At 75.9% G+C, this 24,947-nt stretch carries 21 protein-coding genes; 9 read left to right on the top strand and 12 right to left on the bottom strand.

Annotated elements, in window-relative coordinates:
• Window positions 1–105: 105 nt before the first annotated feature.
• A complete protein-coding gene (locus QK440_RS19110; protein ID WP_282794342.1) occupies window positions 106–849 on the top strand; it encodes a sugar phosphate isomerase/epimerase in 744 nt (247 codons plus the stop codon).
• Window positions 846–1,976 (top strand): Gfo/Idh/MocA family oxidoreductase, encoded by a 1,131-nt coding sequence (locus QK440_RS19105; RefSeq protein ID WP_282794341.1) that lies wholly within the window; start codon window positions 846–848, stop codon window positions 1,974–1,976. The genes QK440_RS19110 and QK440_RS19105 overlap by 4 nt, the downstream gene beginning before the upstream one ends.
• Before the next feature lie 59 nt (window positions 1,977–2,035).
• Here QK440_RS19105 and QK440_RS19100 read toward each other — a convergent pair whose 3' ends face one another.
• From QK440_RS19100 to QK440_RS19090, 3 genes are all read right to left on the bottom strand, one after another.
• Window positions 2,036–2,614, bottom strand: coding sequence for a PadR family transcriptional regulator (locus tag QK440_RS19100; RefSeq protein WP_282794340.1), 579 nt, complete (start codon window positions 2,612–2,614; stop codon window positions 2,036–2,038).
• A gap of 52 nt (window positions 2,615–2,666) precedes the next feature.
• Window positions 2,667–4,697, bottom strand: a complete 2,031-nt coding sequence (locus QK440_RS19095) for an NADPH-dependent 2,4-dienoyl-CoA reductase (protein WP_282794339.1) — start codon at window positions 4,695–4,697, stop codon at window positions 2,667–2,669.
• A gap of 360 nt (window positions 4,698–5,057) precedes the next feature.
• On the bottom strand, window positions 5,058–5,591 hold the full coding sequence (locus QK440_RS19090; RefSeq protein ID WP_282794338.1) for a hypothetical protein: 534 nt from the start codon (window positions 5,589–5,591) through the stop codon (window positions 5,058–5,060).
• A gap of 362 nt (window positions 5,592–5,953) precedes the next feature.
• On the opposite strand from QK440_RS19090, the gene QK440_RS19085 reads away from it, so the two are divergent.
• Together QK440_RS19085 and QK440_RS19080 are read left to right on the top strand one after the other, a co-directional pair.
• Complete coding sequence (locus QK440_RS19085) at window positions 5,954–6,451, top strand: methylated-DNA--[protein]-cysteine S-methyltransferase (protein WP_282794337.1); 498 nt, start codon at window positions 5,954–5,956, stop codon at window positions 6,449–6,451.
• 134 nt (window positions 6,452–6,585) lie between these two features.
• Entirely contained in the window at window positions 6,586–7,263 is a 678-nt protein-coding gene (locus QK440_RS19080) for a 2OG-Fe(II) oxygenase (RefSeq protein WP_282794362.1), read from the top strand.
• 552 nt (window positions 7,264–7,815) lie between these two features.
• On the opposite strand, the gene QK440_RS19075 is transcribed toward QK440_RS19080, so the two are convergent.
• From QK440_RS19075 to lnt, 5 genes are all read right to left on the bottom strand, one after another.
• Entirely contained in the window at window positions 7,816–8,541 is a 726-nt protein-coding gene (locus QK440_RS19075; RefSeq protein WP_282794336.1) for an alpha-ketoglutarate-dependent dioxygenase AlkB, read from the bottom strand.
• Window positions 8,538–9,695 carry a methyltransferase gene (locus QK440_RS19070; protein WP_282794335.1) on the bottom strand — a complete coding sequence of 386 codons (1,158 nt, stop codon included), beginning with the start codon at window positions 9,693–9,695 and terminating at the stop codon, window positions 8,538–8,540. The genes QK440_RS19075 and QK440_RS19070 overlap by 4 nt, the downstream gene beginning before the upstream one ends.
• 12 nt (window positions 9,696–9,707) lie before the next feature.
• Entirely contained in the window at window positions 9,708–10,481 is a 774-nt protein-coding gene (locus QK440_RS19065; protein ID WP_282794334.1) for a hypothetical protein, read from the bottom strand.
• Between the two features lie 74 nt (window positions 10,482–10,555).
• Entirely contained in the window at window positions 10,556–11,071 is a 516-nt protein-coding gene (locus QK440_RS19060) for an NUDIX domain-containing protein (protein ID WP_282794333.1), read from the bottom strand.
• 10 nt (window positions 11,072–11,081) lie between these two features.
• Window positions 11,082–12,674, bottom strand: a complete 1,593-nt coding sequence (gene lnt / locus QK440_RS19055) for an apolipoprotein N-acyltransferase (protein ID WP_282794332.1) — start codon at window positions 12,672–12,674, stop codon at window positions 11,082–11,084.
• Window positions 12,675–12,885: 211 nt separating this feature from the next.
• Between lnt and QK440_RS19050 the strand changes: the two genes are divergently transcribed.
• Window positions 12,886–13,929: an O-antigen ligase family protein gene (locus QK440_RS19050; protein ID WP_282794331.1), complete on the top strand. Its 1,044-nt coding sequence runs from the start codon at window positions 12,886–12,888 to the stop codon at window positions 13,927–13,929.
• A gap of 228 nt (window positions 13,930–14,157) precedes the next feature.
• Here QK440_RS19050 and QK440_RS19045 read toward each other — a convergent pair whose 3' ends face one another.
• Window positions 14,158–14,712, bottom strand: coding sequence for a hypothetical protein (locus QK440_RS19045; protein ID WP_282794330.1), 555 nt, complete (start codon window positions 14,710–14,712; stop codon window positions 14,158–14,160).
• Window positions 14,713–14,857: 145 nt separating this feature from the next.
• Complete coding sequence (locus QK440_RS19040; protein ID WP_282794329.1) at window positions 14,858–15,658, bottom strand: aspartate/glutamate racemase family protein; 801 nt, start codon at window positions 15,656–15,658, stop codon at window positions 14,858–14,860.
• Between the two features lie 58 nt (window positions 15,659–15,716).
• On the opposite strand from QK440_RS19040, the gene QK440_RS19035 reads away from it, so the two are divergent.
• Window positions 15,717–16,931 (top strand): glycosyltransferase, encoded by a 1,215-nt coding sequence (locus tag QK440_RS19035; protein WP_282794328.1) that lies wholly within the window; start codon window positions 15,717–15,719, stop codon window positions 16,929–16,931.
• A gap of 40 nt (window positions 16,932–16,971) precedes the next feature.
• Here QK440_RS19035 and QK440_RS19030 read toward each other — a convergent pair whose 3' ends face one another.
• Complete coding sequence (locus QK440_RS19030) at window positions 16,972–18,282, bottom strand: TerD family protein (protein ID WP_282794327.1); 1,311 nt, start codon at window positions 18,280–18,282, stop codon at window positions 16,972–16,974.
• Window positions 18,283–18,596: 314 nt separating this feature from the next.
• Between QK440_RS19030 and QK440_RS19025 the strand changes: the two genes are divergently transcribed.
• From QK440_RS19025 to QK440_RS19015, 3 genes are all read left to right on the top strand, one after another.
• Window positions 18,597–19,058 (top strand): DUF6643 family protein, encoded by a 462-nt coding sequence (locus QK440_RS19025; protein ID WP_282794326.1) that lies wholly within the window; start codon window positions 18,597–18,599, stop codon window positions 19,056–19,058.
• A 367-nt stretch (window positions 19,059–19,425) separates the two neighbouring features.
• Window positions 19,426–20,031 (top strand): hypothetical protein, encoded by a 606-nt coding sequence (locus QK440_RS19020; protein WP_282794325.1) that lies wholly within the window; start codon window positions 19,426–19,428, stop codon window positions 20,029–20,031.
• Between the two features lie 132 nt (window positions 20,032–20,163).
• Window positions 20,164–22,560: a right-handed parallel beta-helix repeat-containing protein gene (locus QK440_RS19015; RefSeq protein WP_282794324.1), complete on the top strand. Its 2,397-nt coding sequence runs from the start codon at window positions 20,164–20,166 to the stop codon at window positions 22,558–22,560.
• On the opposite strand, the gene QK440_RS19010 is transcribed toward QK440_RS19015, so the two are convergent.
• A complete protein-coding gene (locus QK440_RS19010) occupies window positions 22,520–24,796 on the bottom strand; it encodes a hypothetical protein (protein ID WP_282794361.1) in 2,277 nt (758 codons plus the stop codon). The genes QK440_RS19015 and QK440_RS19010 overlap by 41 nt on opposite strands.
• Between the last annotated feature and the right edge of the window lie 151 nt (window positions 24,797–24,947).

Genomic DNA, 24,947 nt, shown 5'->3' with positions numbered 1-24,947 from the left:
GGCGGCGGCGCGTACGGGACCCTCGCGGGCCGGGGCCCGTGACGGCCCTCTTGTCCGCCCCGCCCGCGCGCCATAGCGTCCTCCCAGCCGACCGGGAGGGCCGCCATGTCACGACCGCTCAGCGTCCAGTTGTACTCCGTGCGCGCCTCGTTCGCGGCCGACCGTGCCGGGACCCTGGAGCGCCTCGCGGCGATGGGGTACGGCGCGGTGGAGGCGTTCGACGTGGACGACGACCCGGCGGGGCTCCGGCGGATCGCCGACGGCCTCGGCCTCGCCGTGTCGGGCGCGCACGTCGGGCAGGCGCTCGGGGCGGACCCGGACGCCGCCCTCGACGCGGTCGCGCGGCTCGGCACCACCCTCGCCGTGATCCCCGCGGGCTTCCCGCGGGAGGACTTCGAAACCCGCGACGGGCTCGCCCGGACCGCCGAGCGCCTCAACTCCCTGGCCGGTACGGCCGCCCGGCACGGCCTCCGGCTCGGCTACCACAACCACTGGTGGGAGCTGGAGCCGCGCGTCGACGGCCGGCACGCCCTCGACGTGCTCGCCGAGTCGCTCGCCCCGGACGTGTTCCTGGAGGTCGACACCTACTGGGCGGCGGTCGGCGGCGCGGACGTGCCCGCCCTGCTCGGCCGCCTCGGGGACCGCGTACAGGCCCTGCACCTCAAGGACGGCCCGGGCACGAAGGACGACCCGAACGTCGCGGTCGGCGGCGGCACGATGCCGGTGCCCGAGCTGCTCGCGGCGGCCCCGGACGCCTGGCGGGTGGTGGAGTTCGACGCGTGCGCAGGTGACCTGTTCGGCGAGCTGGCGGCCAGCCGCGCCTACCTCGACGCGCTGGGGGCGGCGTGAGCACCGGTCCGGTCGGCGTCGCCGTCGTCGGGGCGGGCGTCATCAGCGCCGAGTACCTGCGGACCCTGAGCGGCTTCCCCGACGTACGGCTGCTGGCCGTCGCCGACCTCGACGGCGGGCGGGCGGCCGCCGCGGCCCGCGCCCACGGCATACCGCTGCACGGGGACGTTGCCACCGTCCTGGCCGAGCCGGACGTCGAACTGGTCGTCAACCTCACCGTGCCCGCCGCCCACGCGCCGGTCGCCGCCGCGGCCCTGCGCGCGGGCAAGCACGTGTACGGCGAGAAGCCGCTCACGCCGACGCCCGCCGAGGCGGAGAAGCTCATCGCCGACGCCTCCGAGCGCGGTCTGCTGCTGGGCGGGGCACCGGACACGTTCCTGGGCGCGGGCCTGCAGTCGGCGCTGCGGGCCATCCGGGCGGGGCACATCGGCACCCCGGTCGCGGCGACGACGGTGGTGCAGAGCCTCGGCCCCGAGTCCTGGCACCCGGACCCGGCCTTCCTCTACCAGGCGGGCGCGGGGCCCCTGTTCGACCTCGGCCCGTACTACCTGACGGCCCTGGTGGCGCTCTTCGGCAGCGTGTCGCGGGTGGCGGCGACGGCGGCCCGGGCGCGGGCGCGGCGCACGGTCGGTTCGGGCCCGAGGGCCGGGCAGTCGTTCCCCGTGGACGTGCCGACGCACGTGACCGCGCTCCTGGAGTTCGCCTCGGGCGCGAGCGCCGCCTCCACGTTCAGCTTCGACAGCGCCGTGCCGCGCGTCCGCTTCGAGGTCGTCGGCACGGAGGGCACGCTCGCGGTGCCGGACCCGAACACCTTCCGCGGCCCGCTGCGGCTGCGCCCGAACGGCTCCGCCGACTGGCGCGAACTCGCCGTCCGGGGGCGGACGGAGGGCCGCGGCCTCGGCGTCCTGGACATGGCCCGCGCGATCCGCGCCGCCGACGGCCGGATCGTGCCGGGCACCCGGAGCACCCACCGCGCCTCGGGGGCCCTGGCCTTCCACGTCCTGCAGACCATGACGGCCGTCACGGAGTCCGCCGCCCGCTCGGAGTTCGTGGCGCTCACCGCCCAGGCCGTCCCTCCGGCGCCGCTCCCCGAGGACTGGGACCCGACGGCGGCCACCCTGGGGTGAGGGCGCGGGGGCCCGGCCGCGTACGGGATCCGGCCGCCGGATCCGGGCAGCCCTTGGCCTCAGGGTTCGGCGCGGCCCTCGGCACGGTCCCCGGTGTCCTCGCCGAGGTCCCCGGAGAGTTCCGTCAGCGTCCGTGTCAGCCACCGCGTCCAGAACGTCTCCAGGTCGATCCCGGCCCGCAGCACCGCGTGCCGCAGCCGGTCCTCGACCGCGTCGAGACCGGGCGGGAAGTCCCGGCGCTCGATCTCCTCGTACTCCGCGAGCCGGTCGCGGTGGAGTTCCAGGTGGCGCCGCAGGTCCGCCCCGATGCCGTCGGTGCCGACCACGGCGGCCGCGCGCAGCCGCAGCAGCAGGGCGTCGCGCATCGGCCTGGGGTCCTGGCCCTCGGCGGTCCAGCGGGACAGCTCGGCGCGGCCCCCGGGCAGTACCTCGTACCGCTTCTTCTGGCCGCGGGTCGCCTGCTCGGACGGCAGGGCCCGGATCAGCCCGGCACGCTCCAGTTTCCCCAGCTCCCGGTAGATCTGCTGGTGCGTGGCCGACCAGAAGTAGCCGATCGACAGGTCGAAGCGGCGGGTCAGCTCCAGACCCGAGGACGGCTTCTCGAGCAGGGCGGTGAGGATGGCGTGCGGGAGTGACATGCGGGCATCCTAGGGACGCCGGGCGCGGCGGCGCCCGGCGCCGCTCGTGGGGTCAGAGCGCGGCGGCCAGTTCCGTTCCCTGCTTGATGGCGCGCTTGGCGTCCAGCTCGGCCGCGACGTCGGCGCCGCCGATGAGGTGCGCGGTCACGCCCGCGGCGAGCAGGTCCTCGTACAGCTCGCGCCGGGGTTCCTGGCCGGCGCAGAGCACGACCGTGTCGACGGGGAGGGTCCGCGGGGTGCCGTCGACGGTGAGGTGCAGGCCCTCGTCGTCGATGCGGTCGTACTGCGCGCCCGCGACGGTCCGCACGCCGCGGTGGCGCAGCTCGGCGCGGTGGATCCAGCCGGTGGTCTTCCCGAGGCCCGCGCCGACCTTGGACCGCTTGCGCTGGACGAGGTGGACGGCGCGCGGCGGCAGCGGCCGCTCGGGCTCGGCGAGGCCGCCGCGTTCCCGGTAGTCGGTGTCGACGCCCCAGTGCCTGAAGTACGTCGCGGGGTCGAGGTCCGCCTTGTCGCCGGCGTCGGTGAGGTACTCCGCGACGTCGACGCCGATGCCGCCCGCGCCGATGATCGCGACCCGGTCGCCGACGGGCGCGCCGTCGCGCAGGACGTCCAGGTAGCCGACGACGCTCGGGTGGTCGACGCCCGGGATGTCGGGGACGCGGGGCGTGACACCGGTGGCCAGGACGACGTCGTCGTACCCGGCGCGGGTGAGGTCGTCCGCCGTCACGTACGTGTTCAGCCGTACGTCGACGCCGCGCAGGTCGAGCTGGGTGCGGTAGTAGCGCAGCGTCTCGTCGAACTCCTGCTTGCCGGGGACCTTGCGGGCGACGTTGAGCTGGCCGCCGATCTCGGACGCGGCGTCGTACAGGGTGACGTGGTGGCCGCGCTCGGCGGCCGAGACCGCGCAGGCGAGTCCGGCGGGGCCCGCGCCGACGACGGCGACGCGCTTGGCGCGGCGGGTGGGGCTGAGGACCAGCTCGGTCTCGTGGCAGGCGCGCGGGTTGACCAGGCAGGAGGTGATCTGGAGGTTGAAGGTGTGGTCGAGGCAGGCCTGGTTGCAGCCGATGCAGGTGTTGATGGTGTCCGGCTGCCCCTGGGCGGCCTTGGCGACGAAGTCCGGGTCGGCGAGGAGCGGGCGGGCGAGGGAGACCATGTCGGCGGCGCCCTCGGCGAGCAACTGCTCGGCGATCTCCGGGGTGTTGATGCGGTTGGTGGTCACCAGCGGTACGGAGACCTGCCCCATGAGCTTCTTGGTGACGAAGGCGAAGGCGCCGCGCGGCACGGGCGCGGCGATGGTGGGCACGCGGGCCTCGTGCCAGCCGATGCCGGTGTTGATGATCGTCGCGCCCGCGGCCTCGATCTCCCGGGCGAGGTGGACGACCTCGTCGAGCGTGGAGCCGCCGGGCACGAGGTCCAGCATGGACAGGCGGTAGACGATGATGAAGTCGTCCCCGAGGCGCTCGCGGGTGCGGCGCACGATCTCGACGGGGAAGCGGATGCGGTTCTCGTACGAGCCGCCCCAGCGGTCGGTGCGGCGGTTGGTCGGGGCGGCGACGAACTCGTTGATCAGATAGCCCTCGGAGCCCATGATCTCGACGCCGTCGTAGCCCGCGGACCGGGCGAGGACGGCGGCGCGGACGAAGTCCTCGACGGTCCGCTCCACCTCGTCGTCCTCCAGGGCGCGCGGCCGGTGCGGGCTGATCGGCGCCTGGAGCGCGCTCGGCGCGACCAGGTCCGGGTGGTAGGCGTACCGTCCGAAGTGCAGGATCTGCATCGCGATCTTCCCGCCCTCGCGGTGCACGGCGGCGGTGACGGGCGCGTGCCGCTCGGCCTCCGCCTCGGTGGTGAGCTTCGCGCCGCCCTCCCAGGGGCGGCCCTCCTCGTTCGGCGCGATGCCGCCGGTGACGATGAGGCCGACGCCGCCGCGGGCCCGGGTCGCGTAGAACTCGGCCATGCGCGCGAACCCGTCGGGCGCCTCTTCGAGGCCCACGTGCATGGAGCCCATCAGGACCCGGTTGGGCAGCGTGGTGAAGCCCAGGTCGAGCGGGCTCAGCAGGTGCGGGTAGCGGCTCGGGGAGTCCATGCGGCCTCTTTCGTAGGCGGGTGCGCGGGTGCGCGACCGCGCGGCGTCAGGTCAGTTGTAGGGCAGCCCGCACCTTTGTGCAACTAGTTGCACAAGAACCGGGACGCACCTCACACCGGGCCCGCACCGCACGTAGGGCCTGGGCGCCCGGGGGCCGCGCCCCACACGGGGCCGGAACCGCTCACGGCCCCCCGCCGGACTCGGGGCCTGGCCGCGCGCGGGGCCTCACCGGCATGCCCGCCGGCAAGGCCCGGGCGGAGGCAGGAGACCCGTGCCGGGGCCCGGGCAGGGCTCCGGTGGATGCCTCACTCCCGGTTGCCCCTCACCCCCGAAAAGGCCCCTCGCCCCCGGAAAAGCCCCTCACTCCCCCGGCGCGTTCTCCTGCAGGAACCGCTCCACCTCGCTGGCCACCCCCGCCTTCGCCGTCGACGCCCGGGCCCCCACCCGCGTCGACGCCTCGTGCACGCCGAGGCCGCCGACCCAGACGTAGCCGAACGACGGTTCGCCGTCGATGCGCGGGCTGATCTGGACGTCCACCTGGTTGAGCTTGGCGACCGGCGCCGCCGCGTACAGCGTGGCCGTGACCCGCCGCTGCGGATAGAGGTTGAAGTCCCGGATCACCACCGAGCCGTACTCGTCGACGAACGCGCCGTGCCCGTCCCGGCCCACGCGCACGTCGTAGTGCCATGGATGGTCGTGCAGGTCGATGGTGACGAACGCGCGGCCGCGGTTCTCGAAGGTGACGTCGAAGGCGACGTAGGTCAGGCCCTTGGCGTCCTCGTCCCGCCCCCGCCTGGGCACGGCCCGCTTGAGGCCGTGCACGCGCACGCGCAGCCCCGACAACTCCGTGGACCGGTAGTCCTGCCAGTCCCCGACGACGTTCGGTACGTCCATCATCCCCACCCTTCGGTCGGCACAAGGCTAGAAACGAGCTGCCCCTCTGACCATTCCCCAGGTGATCATTACCGGCCGGAGGGGCCGGTTATCCACGGGCGCACGCGTGTCCGACGACTTCTCGCCGCCGGCCCGGCCCCTATGGCGCGCACGCGCGGGTCCCGCGTGAACCGGAGCGGCCCCTGCGCCCGCCGTGACCGCGGCCCGGGCGGGCCTCGTCGGCCGCGCGCCGTACGCGGGGGCTGTCCGGGCGCCGGGACGGCGTCAGCGCCCTGTCCGAAAACCGCCAGCCGCGTGCCCGCGCGCGACGCAGACTGATCAAGAGGAAGCAAGGGAAGCAGAGGAAGCGAAAGAGGCGAAGGATGACCGTCCACACCACCCTCGACAGCCCACTGGGCGAGCTGCTGCTCGTCGGCGAGGCCTCGGCCACCGCCAAGGGCGGTACGGCGCTCGTGTCCCTGTCCGTGCCCGGGCAGAAGGGCGGCGCGGTCGTCCAGGACGGCTGGATCCGCGACGACGCGGCGTTCGCCGGGATCGCCGGGCAGTTGCGCGCGTACTTCGCGGGCACGCTGACGCGGTTCGACGTCGAGTACGCCCCCGGCGCCGGTACGGACTTCCAGCGCCGGGTCTGGGCCGCCCTCGACTCCGTGCCGTACGGCACCACGACCACGTACGGAGCCCTCGCCGCCCGGCTCGGCCTGTCCCGCGCCGCCGTCCGGGCCCTCGGCACCGCCATCGGCCGCAACCCGGTCCTCGTGGTGCGCCCGTGCCACCGGGTGATCGGCGCGGACGGGTCGCTGACGGGGTACGCGGGCGGCCTGGACCGCAAGCGCCGCCTCCTGGACCTGGAGGCGGCGTGACCCGCGCCCCGGCCGCCCGCCCCGGCGCCCCCGGGAGCGCGGAGTCCACGGCCGGGCCCGGTGGTGGAGCGCGTACGGCCGCCGGTGGCGGTGGAGCGCGTACGGCGGACGGTCCCGCCGCCCGGGTCGGCGCCGTGGACTGGCGCGGCGTCGCCGCCGGGCTTGACGCCGACGGCTGCGCCCTGACGTCCGCGCTGCTCACCCCCGCGGAGTGCCGGCGCATCGCCGCGCTGTACGAGGACGACGGCCTGTTCCGGACCACCGTCGACATGGCCCGGCACCGCTTCGGATCGGGACGGTACCGCTACTTCGGCCACGACCTGCCGGCGCCGGTCGCCGAACTGCGGGCCGCGCTCTACCCCCGGCTGCTGCCCATCGCCCGGGAGTGGGCCGCCCGGCTCGGCCGCCCCGCCCCCTGGCCGGACACTCTCGACGCCTGGGTCGAGCGGTGCCACGCCGCGGGCCAGACCAAGTCCTCGCAGATCCTGCTGCGCTACGAGAGCGGCGACTGGAACGCGCTGCACCGCGACGTCTTCGGCGACCTCGTCTTCCCCCTTCAGGTCGTCATCGGCCTCGACGTCCACGGCGCCGACTACACCGGCGGCGAGTTCCTGCTCGTCGAGCAGCGGCCGCGGGCCCAGTCCCGGGGCACCGTCACCGTGCTGCCGCAGGGCCACGGCCTGGTGTTCACCACCCGCGACCGCCCGGTGCGCTCCGCCCGCGGCTGGTCGGCCGCCCCGGTCCGGCACGGCGTGAGCACGGTCCACTCGGGCCTGCGCCGGGCGCTCGGGCTGGTGTTCCACGACGCGTAGCGCGTCCGCGCACCGGCCGGGTCAAGCCCGATGGCCTTCCCGTCCGCGGGCGGTGACCCGGAGGCCGATGCGGCGGGCGGGGACCGACTCCGAAGGGAAGGAACGCGCCGCGCGGCGGCGGTGGGGTGCGCTCGTGGTCCCAGCGGTCCGGGTCGAAGCGGTCGGGGACGGGAAAGACGTCGGGACGGTGCTGTACGGCGGGCGGGCTGATGATCAGGGACGCGCCGGCGGGCAGGCCGAGTCCGGCGAGTTCGGCCGGGCGGCTCAGGGACCGGGACGTCATCCAGCCCGCGGGGTGCAGGCGCATGGTCTCGTTCAGGAACCGGTGGGTGTAGGGCAGGTCGGGCAGGTCGTCGTAGCCTGCGGGCCGGCCGGCCAGAACGGTGGGGGCTCCGTCGCCTGCCTGTTCGGTGCGCCCCGGCCTCCGCGGTCAGGGCGTCGGTTTCCGGGCCGGAGCAAGCTCCCCGAACCGGAACCACCGCCCGCGCCCAGCTCCGCGACCTCGTCGAGGGCACGCGCGCGACGGCCGACCGGTGAGCGGGCCGCGGGCCGTCAGTCCAGCCCGCTCACCCGCAGCGTGATGTTGAGCCGCCCCGTCACACCGAGTTCGGGCGGGGCCGTACCCGCGTGGACCCGCGGGACGCCGTGGTACGCGAGGCGCGAGGGGCCGCCGAACACCATCAGGTCGCCACTGTGCAGTTCGACGTCCGTGTACGGGCGCGAGCGCGTCTCGGTGTTGCCGAACCGGAAGACGCACGCGTCGCCGATGCTGAGCGAGACCACCGGCGCGGGCGACCTCTCGTCGCTGTCGCGGTGCATGCCCATCCGGGCGTCGCTGTCGTAGTAGTTGATCAGCGCGATGTCGTAGTCGCCGTTGTCCGCGACGTCGTGGTCGCCGTCGTCACGGCCGGAGGCGCGACCGCCCTCGTGCGTCCCGCCGGTGTCCGCGCCGGTGCCGTACGGGCCGTACGCGTCCCGCACGGCGTCGCGGGCCAGTCGCGCGAGCCACGCGGGCAGCGGCTTCACCGGCACGCCGTCGCCGTCGACGACGGTGCGCGCGTAGCCGTACGGGTACCAGTGGAGGCCGAGGCACATCTGGCGCGCGGTCATCGTGCCGCCGCCGGGCAGGCGCACGGTGCGCAGCCCCGCGGGCGGGCGCGCCCAGACGCGGCAGGCGTCGAGGAGTTCCCGCTGGCGGTCGGGGCCGAGCCAACCGGGCACGTGGACGGCGCCCGGGGCCACCTCGGCGCGCTCGCGCGGGAACAGCGCGTCGGTCATCGCCGCCGGACCGCCCGCAGGATCACGAACTTGCGGTTGCTGGCGGCGACCTCGACGTTGCCGAAGAGCCGCTTGAGGCGTACGTGGTAGCCGAGGTGGCGGTTGCCGACGACCCACAGCTCACCGCCGGGGCGCAGCGCGGCCCGGGCGCCGCGGAACATGCGCTGGGCCGTCGCGTCGGTCGTCGCCTGGTGGCTGTGGAAGGGCGGGTTGTTCAGGACGAGGTCCACGGACGCGGCGGGCACCGCCGTGAGCGCGTCCCCGGCCAGGAACTGTGCCTCGGCGGTGGCGGCGTTGGCCCGCAGGGTGGCCTCGGCCGAGGCGACGGCCTGGTACGACTCGTCGACGAAGGTGACGCGGGCCTCGGGGTTGGCGACCGCGGCGGCCGTGCCGAGCACGCCGTTGCCGCAGCCCAGGTCGACGACGTGGGCGGGGCCGTGGCTGTCCGGCAGGTGCTGGAGGAGGAACCGCGTGCCGATGTCGAGGCGGTCGGCGCAGAAGATGCCCGCGTGGTTCACGGCGGTCAGGCCCGCGCCCGCGCCGGAGTCGGCGGGCAGCACGTACCTGCGCGGCCAGGGGCTGGGCTCGCGGGTGCGCTCCGGGTCGGGCGTGGTGAGGATCAGGCGGGCCTTCTGCCGGGCCAGTGAGGTGCGGGTGGGGCCGATGATCCGCTCGAAGAGGTCGAGGGTCGAGGTGTGGATCTCGGTGACCATGCCGGTGCCGAGGACCGCGGTGCCCGCGTGCACGGCCGGGGCGACGCGGCGGAGCTGGTCCTCCAGGAGGGCGAGGCTCTTGGGCACGCGGACCAGCAGCACGTCGACGCGCTCGGGCGGGGTGTCCCGCGTGGTGAGCAGCCGGGCCGGGTCCGGCTCGTGCCCGGCACGCTCCAGGTTGGCGAGGGTCGCCTGCCGGGTGAGGAAGGAGTCGGTGATCTGCACGGGCCGGTGCGCGGCGAGGGCGGTGGTCAGCGCGCCCCACCGGTCGCCGACGACGGCCACGGTGCCGTCCAGGGCGACGGGGTCGCCGCCCTCCTCCCCCGCGAGGTGCCGCAGCAGGTAGGCGTCGGCCGCGGACCAGGCCCGTAGCTGATCGCGCGGGTCCTCGGGAAAGCGTGTGAGGTCGTACGTGCCCCATGACGTGCTCAAACGGTTCATCGTGCCCTCAGGCTACTGGTCGGCGCGCGGCGGCGCGGACCGGCCCGGGGCCCGGGTCCGGGGCGGCGGCCCCGGCCTCGCGGACGGGCGCCGCCGCTGCCGGGGGATGGCCACCCGGGTGCGCCCGGGGTCGGCCGGGCGCTCGGGGTCGTACACCGCGAGGACGGGCCGGCCGAGGGCCGCGCGGTCCACGACGACCGGCACCGCGTGGCGGGCGCCGCGCCGGTCGTGGAAGACGACGGTGACCTCGCCGCGCCTGCCGCGCACCGGCCGCCAGCCCTCCAGACGAGCCGCGGCCGTGGTGAACCCGGCGCGCGCCCGGCGCAGCGCGGCGGTCCTGCGGAGGCTGACGGCGCCGCCCCACACCGCGGCCAGCGCGCCCGCGGCCGCCACCGACCACAGGAAGACGAGCCAGGCCGTCACGGTGTGCCGGCCGACGGGCGCGAGCAGGGTGTAGTCCGTGAGGGTGCCGTACGAGACGCGGCCGTCGGCCACCGCGTCGTACCAGCCGACGGCGGCGGCGAGGGCGCTGAACGCGGTCACCGCGCCCGGCGTCGCGCGGTGCAGGAACCGCGCGCCCGCGAGGCCGAGCAGCACGGCCAAGGCGATGCCGAGTTCCGGCGCCAGGGTCGCGAGCTGGTCGCTGCCGCAGCCCGCGTCGTCGTAGCAGGACCAGGCGACGCTCGTGGCGTCGTACGTGCTCAGGTGCCACACGAGCCAGACCGGCCAGGCCAGGAGCGCGCAGACGAGCCCCCGCACCGCGGCGCCGCAGGCCTTCCGGCTCAACTCCCGTCCCGCCTCCGTGGTTCGGCGGCGCGCCGGGGCGGCCGCGCGGACAGCATCCTCAATGTCCGTGCAGGCTACATGCTGTCCGGCGTGGTCTCCACGGGCTCCGGGGCGCCCGTGTCGCGGGCGAACCAGGTGGGGCCGTCCGCCATGGCCTGCTTGATCCGGAAAAGACCGGTCTCGTGCAGCTCGGCGGGCAGCCGGTCCAGCGGGAACCAGGCGACCTCCAACGACTCGTCGTCGTTGACGCGGGGCTCGCCGCCCACGGCCCGGCAGCGGACGGTGACGTCCATGAACTGGCAGACGTCGCCGTTGGGGTAGGTGACGGGCTCCAGGGCCTCCACGAGGACGACCCGCTCGGCCACGCACCGCACGGCGGTCTCCTCGTGGACCTCGCGCACGGCGCACGCGGCGGGCTGCTCCCCCGGCTCCGGGATGCCGCCGATCACGGACCACTTGCCGTTGTCGGCACGCCGTCCGAGCAGCACCCTGCCCTCGTCGTCGAAGACGATCGCGGTCACGCCGGGCAGCCACAGCGGGTGGTGGCCCACCTCGGCGCGCAGGGTCGTGATGAAGTCTGGAGTAGCCATGATCAGCACCCTAGCCGCCGGTGACGGCCCGCCTGCGGGCGATCGCCCAGCCGATTCCGGCCACTCCGAGGCCTGCCAGCAGCACCTCGGGCCACACCCCGAGCCGGGTCGCGAGCGTCCGCGAACTGCGCTTGGGCACCTGAGCCACCAGCGACTCGGCGGTGAACATCCCGGTCCGCTGGGCGACCGTCCCGTCGGGGCGGATCACGGCGCTCACGCCGCTGGTGACCGGGACCAGGACGGCCCGGCCGTGCTCGACGGCCCGCACCCGGTCGATGGCGAGCTGCTGGTAGGTCATCTGGCTGCGCTCGAACGTGGCGTTGTTGCTCGGCACGGACAGGATCTGCGCGCCCTCGTTCACCTGGTCCCGGACCACGTCGTCGAAGGCGGCCTCGTAGCACGTCACCGGGCCCACCCCGGTGCCCGCCATGGCGAACACGGCGGGCTCCGTACCGGGTTCGAAGACTCCGGCGCGGTCGACGTCGGAGCTGAAGAGGCGGAAGAAGCCGCGGTAGGGCATGTACTCGCCGAACGGCTGGAGGTGCCGCTTGTCGTAGAAGGCGCCGGGGCCCTTCTCCGGGTCCCAGAGGATCTGCCGGTTGCGGGGCTTGCCGTCCTCGGCCTCGACGACGGCGCCGACGGAGACGGGGGCGCCGACGGCCTTCACCGCCTTCTCGATCTCGGTGTACGCGTCGGCGTTGGTGTACGGGTCGATGTCGGAGGAGTTCTCCGGCCACAGGACCAGGTCGGGCCGGCGGACCTCGCCCCGCTCGACCCTGTCGGCCAGGCGCAGGGTCTCGCGCACGTGGTGGTCGAGCACGGCCCGGCGCTGGGCGTTGAAGTCCAGGCCCATGCGGGGCACGTTGCCCTGGATCACGGCGACCGTGGCGGTGCCGTGCTCGGCCTCCGTGGACACCAGCGGCGTCGCCGCCGCTCCGGCGGCGACAGGCGCGACGGTGAGCACGGCGGCGGTGACCAGGGCGCGGTCCCGGGTCCGTGGCGCTCGCGCGAGGCGGCGCACGACGTCGGCGAGCCCGAAGCCGCTCAGGACGACCGCGAAGCCCAGCAGGGGGGTGCCGCCGAGCGCGGCCAGCGGCAGGAACGCCCCGGTGGGCTGGCCGAAGGCGACCTTGCCCCAGGGGAAGCCCTCGAACGGGAAGCGCGCCCGGGCCGCCTCGAGCAGGAGCCACACCCCCGAGGCCCACACCGGCCACACCGGCAGGCGTGACACCCGGGCGATGCCCAGGCCCGCGAGGCCGAGGAACAGCGCCTCGGCGACGGACAGGGCCAGCCACGGCAGCGGCCCCACGTCGACGCCCGTCCACGACAGCAGCGGCAGGAAGTAGCCGAGCCCCATGAGCAGGCCGAGGGCGAACCCGGAGCGGGGCCGGCGGCCGTGCAGGACGAGGCCGAGCAGCGCGAACGCGAAGGGCGCGAGCCACCACAGCTCGCGCGGCGCGAAGCCGAGGTAGAGCAGGACGCCCGAGAGGACCGCGCCCGCGGCCGGGAGCAGCCGTCGCCGGAGGCGCTCCGCGCGGGTTTCCGGTGCGGCGGGCGGCGGTGTCTGCTCCGGCGTCTCGGTGGGAGCGGTGCTGGCGGTCACCCGGGGAGTCTACGGCCCGTCACCAGGGCCGGACACCGCGGTCGGCGCCCTCCGGGAGGAGGCCGAAGTGCCCGTTCCACACATCTGCCAGATCGTTTCTGCGCACGATGTCCACAACCAGGGGCACCAGCCGCTACGGTGTGCCCAGCCCCTGCCGCGCGGCCCGATCGCGCCGCGCCGGGGGCCCGTGGGGACGGATCAGGGGGGCGGGTTGGGGCCGACGGGGGCGGTGGCGGCGGCCGGGCGGGCCGAGGAGCGGCACGCGGTGGCGGACGCGAGCGGCTTGGCGCTGCTCGCGGTCTGCGCGGCGTGGGCGCTGGTCACTTCGGCGCTCGGCGGCGGACGCCCGGACGGGGTGCTGCTCGCGGTCCTCGCCGTCGCCGCCGGGTACGCGGGCGGGCGCATCGCGGGGGCACTGCTCCCGGTGGCCGCGCCGTGCGCCGGGGCGCTCGCGGGCGTGGTCCTCGCCGTGGCGGGACCACACCCGGCGGCGGGCCCCGCACCGCTCGGCCCCGTCGGCGCCACCGCGGCGCTGCTGTGCCTGTCGGCCGGCGCGGTCTGCTGCGCGGCCTGGGCGGCGCCCGCGCCGGCGCTCCGGCTCTGCCTGCGTCTGGCCGCCCTCGGCGTCGTCGGGGTCGCGGCGCTGCTCGGCTCGGCGGCGGGCCTCGTGGGGTGCGCCGTGATCGTGCTGTGCTCGCTCGCGGCGGCGCCGGGCGGGCACCGGGCCGCGGGGCTGGCGGGCTGCGCGCTCGCCGCCGTCCTGGTGGGCGCGGCGTCCTGGGCCGTCGCCGACGACGCCCTCCCGCGAGCGGTGACCGCGCCCCTGGAGGACCGGCTCGGGGCGCACCGGGTCGAGGTGTGGCGGGACGCGGAGGACCTGGCGGCCGCGCATCCCGCGTTCGGGGTGGGGCCGGGGCGGTTCGGCGACGCCTCCCCGGCGGTCACCCACGGTGTCCCCGCGGACGGCAAACCGCACTCGGCGCTGCTCCAGCAGGCGGCCGAGCAGGGCGTCGTCGGGGTGGCGCTGCTCGCGGCGGCCTTCGCGTGGCTGCTGTTCGCGCTGTGGCACTCGCCGCGCTCCACCCAGGTCGTCCTGACAGCGGGTGCGGCCCTGACGGCGGTCGCCGCCCTGGCCGCGCTCGGCAACGCGCTGAGCGCGACCTCGGTGACCGCGGGCGCGGCCCTGCTCGCGGGCATCGCGACGGCGCGGCCGCTGGAGGACGGGACGGGCAGACGCGGCGCACCGGTGCCGTGAGGTGGCCCTCGCGTGGAGGGCTCCCGGGCGCGTGAAGGGCTCCCGGCGGAGGCGCGGAGGGCTCCTGGAGGCGTGAAGGGCTCCCGGCGGAGGCGTGGAGAGCTCTCGGAGGCGCGGAGGGCTACGCAGGGCTTCCGGAAAGTCCCTCACCCGGGGAAGGCACGCCCGGGCAAGCCCGGTGGCCCGGCCCCGAGCGGCGCCCGTACCGCTCAGGCAGATGACGACTGCTCAACCAGACGACGACGGGCGCATCAGCCGCAGACGGTCCCGGATGACGCGGACCGCGCTCTCCGCGTTGTCCACGGTGACCGTGAACGTGTGGCCGTCGCCGAGCCGCAGGACGACGCCCTCGCCGCGGCGCACGATCACGGCGGTGCCCTGCTCCGGCCGCCAGCGGTACCCCCAGCCGCCCCAGTGCCGGGGCGTGACGAGCGGGGCGAAGGCGGCGTCGACGACGTGCGAGAGCGGGATGCGGCGGCGCGGCAGGCCGATGTGGCCGCAGCGCACCTCCAGGCACTCCCGGTCGACCTTCACGGCGACGTGCACGAAGGCCAGCGTGCCGAACAGGACGAGCAGGCCGACCGCGATGCAGCCGACGACGGACATGACCAGCGGCAGGATGCCGGAGGGCCACAGCGACTCCACGGCCAGGTTGATCCCCAGCGCGAGGCAGGCGGCACCGGCACAGGCCAGCAGCCACTGGACGCGGTTCGACGCGCGTCCAGTCCAGATCTCGGGCTCTTCCTCGGCGGCGGCCCGGTCGCCGTGGGCGTGGTCCGTCATGGAACCGAGGTTACTCAGGTTCCGCGGCATCGGCACCGCGTCGCGCGAAGCCGGGCCCCGAGGCCGGAACACGCCGGGCGGGCCCGCCTCGCCGGACCGCGCCGGGGCACGGACCCGGCAGCGCGCACCGGCCCCGGGCGGGGCCTCAGTGCTTGAGGGCCGGGCTGCCCTCCGCGAGCAGGCGCCCCTCGGCGTACGCCAGGGCGGCGGGCGGCAGCGCGGCCTCGCGCCCGCTGAGGAGCACCCGGACACCGCCCCGGGGCGCGTCCGTGTCGGTACGCGCACCCGCGGCCCGGCCGATCCGGCGCAGCGCCTGGGCGGCGACCGCGCCGGCCGAGCCGTGCAGGACGAGCGGCGGCAGCCCGGGCTGCTGGACGGCGGCGCGGATGCGCTCGGCGACGAGCTCGTAGTGGGTGCAGCCGAGGACGACGGCCCGTACGTCGGGCGGGGTGAGCGCGGCGGCGGCGGCGACGGCGCGCGCGACGGCGTCCTCGTCGGCCGCCTGCACGGCGTCGGCCAGGCCCCAGCAGGGCACCTCGGTGACCTCGACGCCGCCCGCGAACTCCGCGATGAGGCCGCGCTGGTAGGGGCTGCCGGTGGTGGCGGGCGTGGCCCAGATGGCGATCGGTCCGCCGCCGGCCGCTGCGGGCTTGATCGCGGGGACGGTGCCGATGACGGGCAGGTCCGGCTCGAAGCGGGCGCGCAGCGCGGGCAGCGTGTGCACGGACGCGGTGTTGCAGGCGACGATCAGGGCGTCCGGGCGGTGTGCCGCGGCCGCCCCGGCGACCGCGAGGGACCGCTCCGTGAGGTCCGCCGTGTCGCGGGGGCCCCAGGGCATGCCGTCCGGGTCCGAGGAGAGGACGAGCTCGGCCTCGGGCACCAGGCGTCGTACCGCCGCGGCGGCGGCGAGCAGTCCGATTCCGGAGTCCATGAGCGCGATCTTCACCCGGTCACCTTAGACGATGAGCCGCACGACCCGGGCGCGGTGGGGCAGACTGCGGCGGATGAGTGCCGTTGCGTGGACCGCCGCCGCCTCGCTCGCCGCGTGGCTGTGGCTGCTGGTCGGACAGGGCTTCTTCTGGCGCACGGACCTGCGTCTGCCGCCGCGCCGGGACCCGGAGCGGTGGCCGTCGGTGGCCGTCGTGGTGCCCGCGCGGGACGAGGCGGCGGTGCTGCCCGACAGCCTGCCGTCGCTGCTCGCACAGGACTACCCCGGTCGGGCCGAGGTGTTCCTCGTCGACGACGGCAGCGCCGACGGCACCGGGCAGCTCGCGCGCGCTCTGGCCGAGCGGTACGGGGGCCTGCCGCTGACGGTCACCTCGCCGGGCGAGCCGGCGGCCGGCTGGACGGGCAAGCTGTGGGCGGTGCGGCACGGCATCGGCCTGGCCCGCGCGCGCGAGCCCGAGTACCTGCTGCTCACCGACGCGGACATCGCGCACGCGGCCGACAGCCTGCGGGAGCTGGTGGCCGCCGCCGAGACCGGCGGCTACGACCTCGTCTCGCAGATGGCGCGGCTGCGCGTGGCCAGCACCTGGGAGCGCCTGGTGGTCCCGGCGTTCGTGTACTTCTTCGCGAAGCTGTACCCGTTCCGGTGGATCGCGCGCGAGGGCGGGCGGACGGCCGCCGCGGCCGGGGGCTGCGTGCTGCTGCGCGCGGAGGCGGCCGGGCGGGCGCGCGTGCCGGACGCGATCCGGCACGCGGTGATCGACGACGTGGCCCTGGCGAAGGCGGTCAAGCGCGCCGGCGGGCACATCTGGCTGGGGCTCGCCGACCGCGTCGACAGCGTCCGCCCCTACCCCCGCCTGGCGGACCTGTGGCGGATGGTGGCCCGCAGCGCCTACTCGCAGCTCCGGCACAACCCGGCGCTGCTCGCCGGGACGGTGGCGGGCCTCGTGGTGGTCTACCTGGTGCCGCCCGCCGCCCTGGCCGCGGGCCTGGCCACGGGGCACGGGGCCGCCGCGCTCCTGGGCGGCCTCGGCTGGCTCGTCATGACGGCCACGTTCGTGCCGATGGTGCGCTACTACCGCCAGCTGCTGTGGCTCGCGCTGACGCTGCCCGTCAGCGGACTCCTGTACCTGCTGATGACCGTGGACTCCGCGGTGCGGCACCACCGCGGCCGGGGCGCGGCGTGGAAGGGGCGTACGTACGCCCGTCCCGGGGCCGCGGAGGCCGCCCCGGGGACGACGTACCCGGAAACGGCTCCCGACTCCCGGGCGTGACCGGTTCCCCGGCGGAGCCCTGCGTGGGCGCCGGGGGCGGTCACTTCCTGCCGGGCGTCCAGTTCATGCCCCAGCCGTAGGCGTAGTCGATGGTGCGCTGGGGGCTCACACCGCGCTCGGGCACCAGGTAGCGGGCCTCGCGCTGGACGACGAGCTCGCCGCCCTGGTTGGTGATGAGCGCGAGCGCGCACACCGTCGACGGGACCGTGCACTCGTCCAGGGAGAAGTCGATCGGCGCCCCGTGCTGCGGGGTGAGCGTGACCGTCGCGTTCAGGTCGGCGAAGCTGCGGGCGCCCTCGTAGATGGTCACGAAGATGACCATGCGGCGGAAGTCCTGCGCGTGGTCGAGGTTGACGGTGAGGTTCTCGCCGGTCGCCACCGCGCCGGTGCGGTCGTCGCCGTCCAGGAGGATGTACGGCGGCTGCTGCAGGGACCCGAAGGCGTTGCCGAGGGCCTGGACGACGCCCTTGCGGCCGTCGGCCAGCTCGAACAGCGCGCACAGGTCGAGGTCCAGGTCGCCGTGCATCGCCACGGCCCGCCCGAGCTTGCTCGCCCAGCCCTTGAACTGCTTGCGGACCTCCCAGTTGAGGTTCACGCGCAGCGCGCCCGAGGTGCCGCCCTGCTTGGTCAGCGAGACCGTCGGCGACTCCTTCGTGAGGGTGACCTTCGTCAGCCGCACCGGCTGGGCGGGGGCGGCGGCCGGAGGCGGCGGCGCGGGGGCGGCGGGGGCGGCGGGAGCGGCGGGGGCGGCCACGGGCGGCGCGGGAGCGGCGGCGGGTGCCGGCGGCGCGGGGGGCGCGGACGGCGCGGGGGTCGCCTGCTGGGGCTCGTCCACGCTGATGCCGTAGTCCGTCGCGAGGCCCTCCAGGCCGCTGCTGTAGCCCTGGCCGACCGCGCGGAACTTCCAGGCGCCCTGGCGCCGGTAGAGCTCCCCGAGGACGAACGCCGTCTCCACGCCCGCGTCCGCGCTGTCGTAGCGCGCGATCTCGGCGCCGCTCGCGGCGTCGAGGACCCGGATGTGCAGCCCGGGCACCTTCCCGAAGGAGCCGCCGTCCGCCGAGGCGGCGAGGACGACCGTCTCCACGGCGGGCTCCACGCGCGCGAGGTCGACGACGAGCGTGTCCGTCACCGAGCCGCCCGCGGTCCGCTTGCCCTCGTGGCGCACGGCGCCCGAGGCGTGCGCCGCCTGGTTGTAGAAGACGAAGTCCGCGTCCGAGCGCACCTTCCCGGACGCGCCGAGCAGCAGCGCGGACGCGTCGGCGTCCGGCACGCCGGGACCGGAACTCCAGCCCAGTTCGACCCGTACGGCAGCCGCCTGCACGGGTACGTTCGAACCTTTGGCCATAGACATGTCTGCCCCCATCACCAGTGCCGGGTCCGGCAGGACCGCCGTTCCGTTCCCGCCCAACCTATTACCTGGCCTGGGCGGCGGCGCACGGGCCGTCCCCGGGAACGTCCGGCGTCACCCCCGGTCAACAGCCCGTCAACCCCCGGTCGACCCCACGTAACCCCGGGAACGGTGTCTTTTACAGGATTCGTACGCTGTCGCGCGACCGATTTTTCCCGGGTTCGCTCGCTTTGCGGCTCAGGGAGCACGGGCGACACGCCGAACAACCCGCTTATCGGTCTCCCCAACCAGCACATCAAGGGCTTAACTTATGGAGTATGACCTCCCCCCGCTCCACCTATGGCGGCGGTTACTACTCCGCGCCGTCCTTCCCGGACACTCCGATCTACGACTCGTTGGTCGCCGAGCGGGGCACCCCGCAGATCGCCCCGATCCGGGTGAACCCCTCTCCCTACGACTCGGGCAGTAACCTTCCCGCGCTGCCGTCGGCGCTGCCCGCCCTGCCGTCGGCGCCCTCGGCACCGACGGGCCCCGCGATGTCCGCTCCCCCGAACCCCGGGTACGGCTACCCGCCCGCCGCGCAGCCCGCGCCGCTGCAGCAGGCTCCCGCGCCGTACATCCCGCAGCAGGCCGGGCCGCCCCGCGGCTACCCGGGCCCGCAGCAGCAGCGGCCCATGGGGAACACCACGGGCTACGAGGCGATGCGCCCCGCGGCGCCCCGCCCGGCGCCCGCGCCCTACGAGGACCCGCACAACCGCCAGCAGTACCGGGGGTACTGACGGGCCGCGGCCCCGACGCCGGCGACCACCGGCGCGGCAGCCGCAGCCGGTCCCCCGCTGTGTGACGAGCACGTCCACGCCAAGGGCGTTGGGGGGAACGCCCGAGGCGATGCCGCCGTGGTGCCACGCGCCACGGCGGCTCTTGGCGTTCCCGCACGCCCTCCCCCTGCTGTCCCCCGTACCCCCTGCTGTCCCCCGTAGCGAATACGGCACCGCGGTGCGGTGCCTTGGCCGCCCGCACCATCCGTATCGGTGAACGCGCCGCGGATCCCCGAATGAAGGCCGCGGGCGCGGGGAACCCGAGAGCGGGGCAAGGCCGTTCGCGGTGGGAGCCGTGGGAGACGGCCGCGGAAGGGGGTGCAGGACCGTGCGAGCGATCGCCGGACTCTGGCGCTGGCGCCGCAATCCACTGTGTCGCGGGACGGATCTCGCCGAGGCCTGGGTGGCGCTCGTCGCCCTCGTCCTCATCGCCGTGGCGGCCCCCGTGGCCGGTGCGGTGACGGGCAGTCTGACCAACGACGCGCTGCTGCGCTCGGTCGAGGAGCAGCGCGCGGCCCGCCACACCGTGACCGCCACCGTCCTGCACGGGCTCGAACGGCCGCCCCTGGACCCGGACCCGGAGACCGCCTCGTCGCGGGACGCGCACCGCCGCGTGCTCGCCGCCTGGACCGGCCCGGACGGGTCGGACCGCAAGGGCGCGGTGGTCTCCGACCTCGACAAGCCGCGGCCCGGCGACCGGTTCACGCTCTGGACCGACGGCGACGGCCGGGTCGTCGGCCGCCCCCTGGACCCGGCCACCGCGACGACGCACGCCGCCCTCGCCGGGTTCGGCGCCTGCCTCGCGGCCGCCGGCCTCGTCGAGGGTGCCCGGCGCCTGGTCCTGTGGCGCGTCGTCCAGCGCCGCTACGCCCACTGGGACCGGGCCTGGGAGCAGGCGGGCCCCGACTGGGGAAAGACCGGCACCGGCGCCTGAGCTGGTGAGAGCCTGCCCATCGGGTCAACTCCGCCGCGCCGCGCGCGCTACGGTGGACCGGGCGAACTCTTCGGCCTCCTTGCGCGCGGGCGCGAGGTCCCGCGAACGTCGAGGTGGGGGCAGAGCAACTCCATGGCACAGGGCACGGTCCAGGTGACGCACACCGGTACGTCGCGGTGGCGGCGCCGCACGGGCGAGTACCCGTCGCTGTCGGCCGCCCTGGAGGCCGCGGGCGACGGCGACGTCCTGACGGTGTCCCCCGGGACGTACCGCGAGAACCTCGTCGTCATGCGGGCGGTGACGCTGCGCGGGCCCGAGGGCGCCCCCGGCGCCGCGCGCATCGCGCCGGTCGACGGCGTGCCGCTGACCGTGCGGGCCTCGGCTCTGGTCCTTGACCTGCACATCGAGGGGCAGGACGCGGCCGCGCCCGCGCTGCTCGTCGAGGACGGCGCGCCCGAGCTCACCGACGTCCGGGTGCGGACGCGCTCGGCGGCGGGGATCGAGGTGCGCGGCGGCGCCCGTCCGACCCTGCGCCGCTGCACGGTGGACAACGCGGGCGGCGTCGGCATCGCCGTACTCGACGGCGGGGGCGGCGTGTTCGAGGACTGCGAGGTCGTCGCCGCGGGCCAGTCCGGGGTCGCGGTCCGCGGCGGCGGGCACCCGCGCCTGGAGCGCTGCCGGGTGCACCACACGTCGGGCGCGGGCCTGTCGGTGACCGGCGAGCACAGCGGTCTGGAGGCCGTGGGCTGCGAGGTGTACGAGGTCAAGGGCGCGGGCGTGCAGATCACCGCCCGGGCCACGGCGCACCTGACGGACTGCCAGGTGCACCGCACCACGACCGACGGCGTCACGCTCGACACGGACGCGGTCCTCACCCTCGCCGACTGCCACATCCACGACATCCCGGAGAACGCCGTCGACCTGCGGTCGCGTTCGGTGCTCACGCTGACGCGCTCCACGGTGCGCGAGTTCGGCCGCAACGGCCTGTCGGTGTGGGACCCGGGCACCCGCGTGGACGCCAACCAGTGCGAGATCCACGACAGCACCGGCGACTACCCGGCGGTGTGGGTCAGCGACGGCGCGACGGCCGTCCTGGAGTCGTGCCGGGTGCACGACGTGCCGGACGCGCTGTTCGTCCTGGACCGCGGCTCGCGCGTCGACGTCATAGACAGTGATCTGACGCAGGTGCGCAACACGGCCGTGTCCGTGAGCGACGGCGCGACCGCGCAGTTGGACGACGTGCGCATCCGGGAGGCCGCCACCGGCGCCTGGTTCCGCGACCACGGCAGCGGCGGCGTCCTCGCGAACTGCACGGTGGACGGCACGCAGACGGGCGTGATCGTCACCAAGGGCGCCGACCCCGCCGTCGAGCGGTGCACGGTCACCTCCCCGGCGGAGGCGGGCTTCTACGTCTCGGCGGGCGCCCGCGGCAGCTTCCAGCGCTGCACGGTCGTCGGCAGCGGCGGCTACGGCTTCCACGTCATCGACGGCTGCCGTACGACGCTGAAGCGGTGCCGCACGGAGCGGTGCGCGCGCGGCGGCTACGAGTTCGCGGAGGACGGCCCGCTCGTCGAGGACTGCACCAGCGACGAGAGCGCGAGCACCCGGGCCCCGGCCCCGGCCGTGCAGACGGCCACGCAGTCCGTGGGGCTGCTCGGCGCGGTGCCCGGGCCGCGCGGCACCGAGCAGGCGCCGGACGCCGCCGCCGTGCCGCCCGCGCGGACGTCGAAGGACGTGCTCGGCGAGCTGGACGCGCTGGTGGGCCTGGAGAGCGTCAAGCGCGAGGTCCGGGCGCTCACCGACATGATCGAGGTGGGGCGGCGCCGCCAGGAGGCGGGCCTGAAGGCCGCCTCGGTCCGCCGCCACCTGGTGTTCACGGGCTCCCCCGGCACCGGCAAGACGACCGTGGCCCGGCTCTACGGCGAGATCCTGGCCTCGCTCGGCGTCCTGGAGCGCGGCCACCTCGTCGAGGTGTCCCGCGTGGACCTGGTGGGCGAGCACATCGGCTCCACGGCGATCCGCACCCAGGAGGCCTTCGACAAGGCCCGCGGCGGCGTGCTGTTCATCGACGAGGCGTACGCGCTCTCGCCGGAGGACTCCGGGCGCGACTTCGGCCGCGAGGCGATCGACACGCTGGTGAAGCTGATGGAGGACCACCGGGAGGCGGTCGTGGTGATCGTCGCGGGGTACACGGAGGAGATGAACCGCTTCCTGTCCGTCAACCCCGGTGTGGCGTCCCGGTTCTCGCGCACCATCACCTTCTCGGACTACGACGCCGAGGAACTGCTCCGCATCGTCGAGCAGCAGGCGGAGGAGCACGAGTACACGCTCGGCGCGGGCACCGCCGAGGCGCTCCTGAAGTACTTCGCGGCGCTGCCGAAGGGGCCGGGGTTCGGCAACGGCCGCACCGCGCGGCAGACGTTCGAGGCGATGGTCGAGCGGCACGCCGGCCGGGTCGCCCAGCTCGCCGCGCCGAGCACGGACGACCTCACCCTGCTGTATCCGGAGGACCTTCCGGAGCTGCCGTAGGCGGAGCTGCCGGAGGCGGCACCGGCGGCGCCACGGGTGGCGCGGCCGGGCGGGGCACGGCGGGCCTGAGCCGGGCGAGCAGCCGCGCGCGCTCCTCGGCGAAGGCGGGGTCGGCCTGGTAGTCGCCGTGGCCGAGGATGGGCGCGGGCAGCGGGTGCTCGGGGGTGCGGCCGTAGGCCAGCGGGTCCTGGAGCTCGGCGCGGTCGACCTGCGGGCCGCAGGCGCCGTGCAGCCGTACGGGTCCGCCGATGGGGTCGGTGGCTCGGTAGAGGTTGCGCCAGCAGTCGACCTCGCGGTGCAGGGAGCTGAGCGCGGCGGGCCCGAAGTGCGCCGGGAACCAGCGGCCGTACAGGCGCTCCAGCGGGGAGCCGTAGGTGAGCAGCGCCACGCGCTTGCGGACCGACGGCAGCAGCTGCCAGGCCGCCGCGGCGGCGAGGACGCTGCCCTGGGAGTGGCCGGACAGGACGAGACGGCCGCCCGTGGCGCGGGTCCAGGTGTGCATGCGCCAGGTCAGGTCGGGCACGGCGCGCTCGGCGTAGCAGGGCGGCGCGAAGGGGTGGGCGGCGCGCGGCCAGAACGTGCCGACGTCCCACAGGATGCCGATGGTGCGGCGGGCGGACGCGTCGCGGTAGGCGCGCCGGCCCCAGGTGACGAGGAGTATGAAGCCCAAACCGATCAGCCAGGAGCCGAGCGCCTGCGCGGTCTGCGCGGCGCCCTCGACGAACGCGGGCGCGCCCCGCGCGGCCTCGCCGGGCACCTCGCCGCCGGCCCAGGCGCCGACGAGCGCCGCGGCACCGAGGAGCAGCGTGGCGGCCGAGGTGACGCCGACGATCACGGGGGCGTGGTCGGTGAGCGCGGCGCTCGCGCGCCTGCGGGCGATGCGGCGGGTGCGGGCGGTGTCGGGCCGGTCGACGCCGTACTCGCGCGGCACCGCGGCCAGCTCGTGCCGCAGGTGGCGCGCGGTGCGCACGGCGAGCCAGCCGCACAGGACGGCGACGACCACGAGCAGCGGCGGGATGGCGGAGGCCTGCCAGGTGAGCAGCGCCGGCGGGCCGTCGATCGTGCCGCCCCTGCCGTCGAGCCAGTCGGCGACGCGCTGGGAGCCGCCGCCGGACATCACGCCGCCGAGGGCGCAGGCCAGCATCGCCGCGGCCGGGCCGCCGAGGCCGCGCAGGGCGGTGCGCGCGTCGGGCGACCTGCGGTGGATGACGGCGGCGACGGCCGCGAGGAGGAGGACGAGGAGGCCCTGGGCCAGCGCGATGCCGCCGAAGGTGGTGTTGCCCGGCAGCCGGCCGGTGGAGGCCCAGGCGGGCCGCGACCACCCGGCGTACAGGACCGCGAGCAGCAGCAGGGCGAGGGCGGTGAGCGGCAGTCCGCGCACCAGGGCGCGGTCGAGGTGCTGGTCGACGCGGCGCTCGCAGCGGCCCCGACGGCACACCACCCACACCACGCCCGCCCCGCCCGCCGCGAGGGCCGTCAGCAGGGTCCAGCCGAGGGCGTCCAGGAGCGCGGGGCCGCCGGGGCGGCGGTCGTGACGGGCGGCGGCGGCGCCCACGGCGGCGGCGACCGTGAGCAGGCCGGCGGCGGTGTGGGCGGCGCGCAGCCGGGCGACGAGCCGGCGACCGTACCAGAAGCCGGGCTGGTTCAGGGCGTTGCGGCCGACCTCCTCGGGGTCCGGCCGCTGCGGCAGGGGCTGCTGGGACTCGTAGGCGCTCCAGGTGCGGTGCGACAGGTACCAGAGCAGGGCGGTGAGGGCGACGGGCAGGACCGCGGCGAGCGCGAGGCGGCGGCCGGGCTGCGACCACCAGCCGCCGCCCCCGGCCGCTTCCGGGGCGAGGAAGCCGAGCCAGGAGTGGTCGGCGACGCACGCGCGCGTGCCCGCGCACTGCCAGGCCACCAGGTCGACCGCGATCTCGCAGGCGGCGGCGGTCAGCAGCACCGTCAGGGTCAGCGCGACCAGCCGCACGAGCAGCCCGTACGCGCGGACCGTGCGCCGCATGCGGCGGGCGCTGGGGCGCATCCAGTGCGCGAGGTTGACGACCATGAACGGCAGCAGCAGGAGCCACAGGGCGCGGGAGCCGTTGCCGGAGGTCAGGTTGCACCAGACGTACGCCTCCGGGACCGGGCGGCCGCGGTAGTCCTCCGGGCGGGCCTCGGCGTCGGCGTCGTCGGCGCGGCGGTAGACGGCCGCGGTCTCGTCCCCGGAGATCCGCGCGGTCCGGGGATCGTCCAGCATCTCCTGCGGGGTGGTGCCGCCCACGCCGTGGACGAGGAGCTCCAGGGCGATCCGCTCCCCGGGCGCGGCCGTGCCGGGCGTCGGTTCCTCGGCGTCCTTCAGGTGGGCGGGCTGTCCCGCCGTGGCGCGCTCCACTGCTGCTGCCCCCGAT

It is taken from the genome of Streptomyces sp. CC224B, assembly GCF_030010595.1.
Lineage (GTDB): Bacteria > Actinomycetota > Actinomycetes > Streptomycetales > Streptomycetaceae > Streptomyces > Streptomyces longispororuber.
This window is presented reverse-complemented; position numbering and strand designations above follow the sequence as displayed.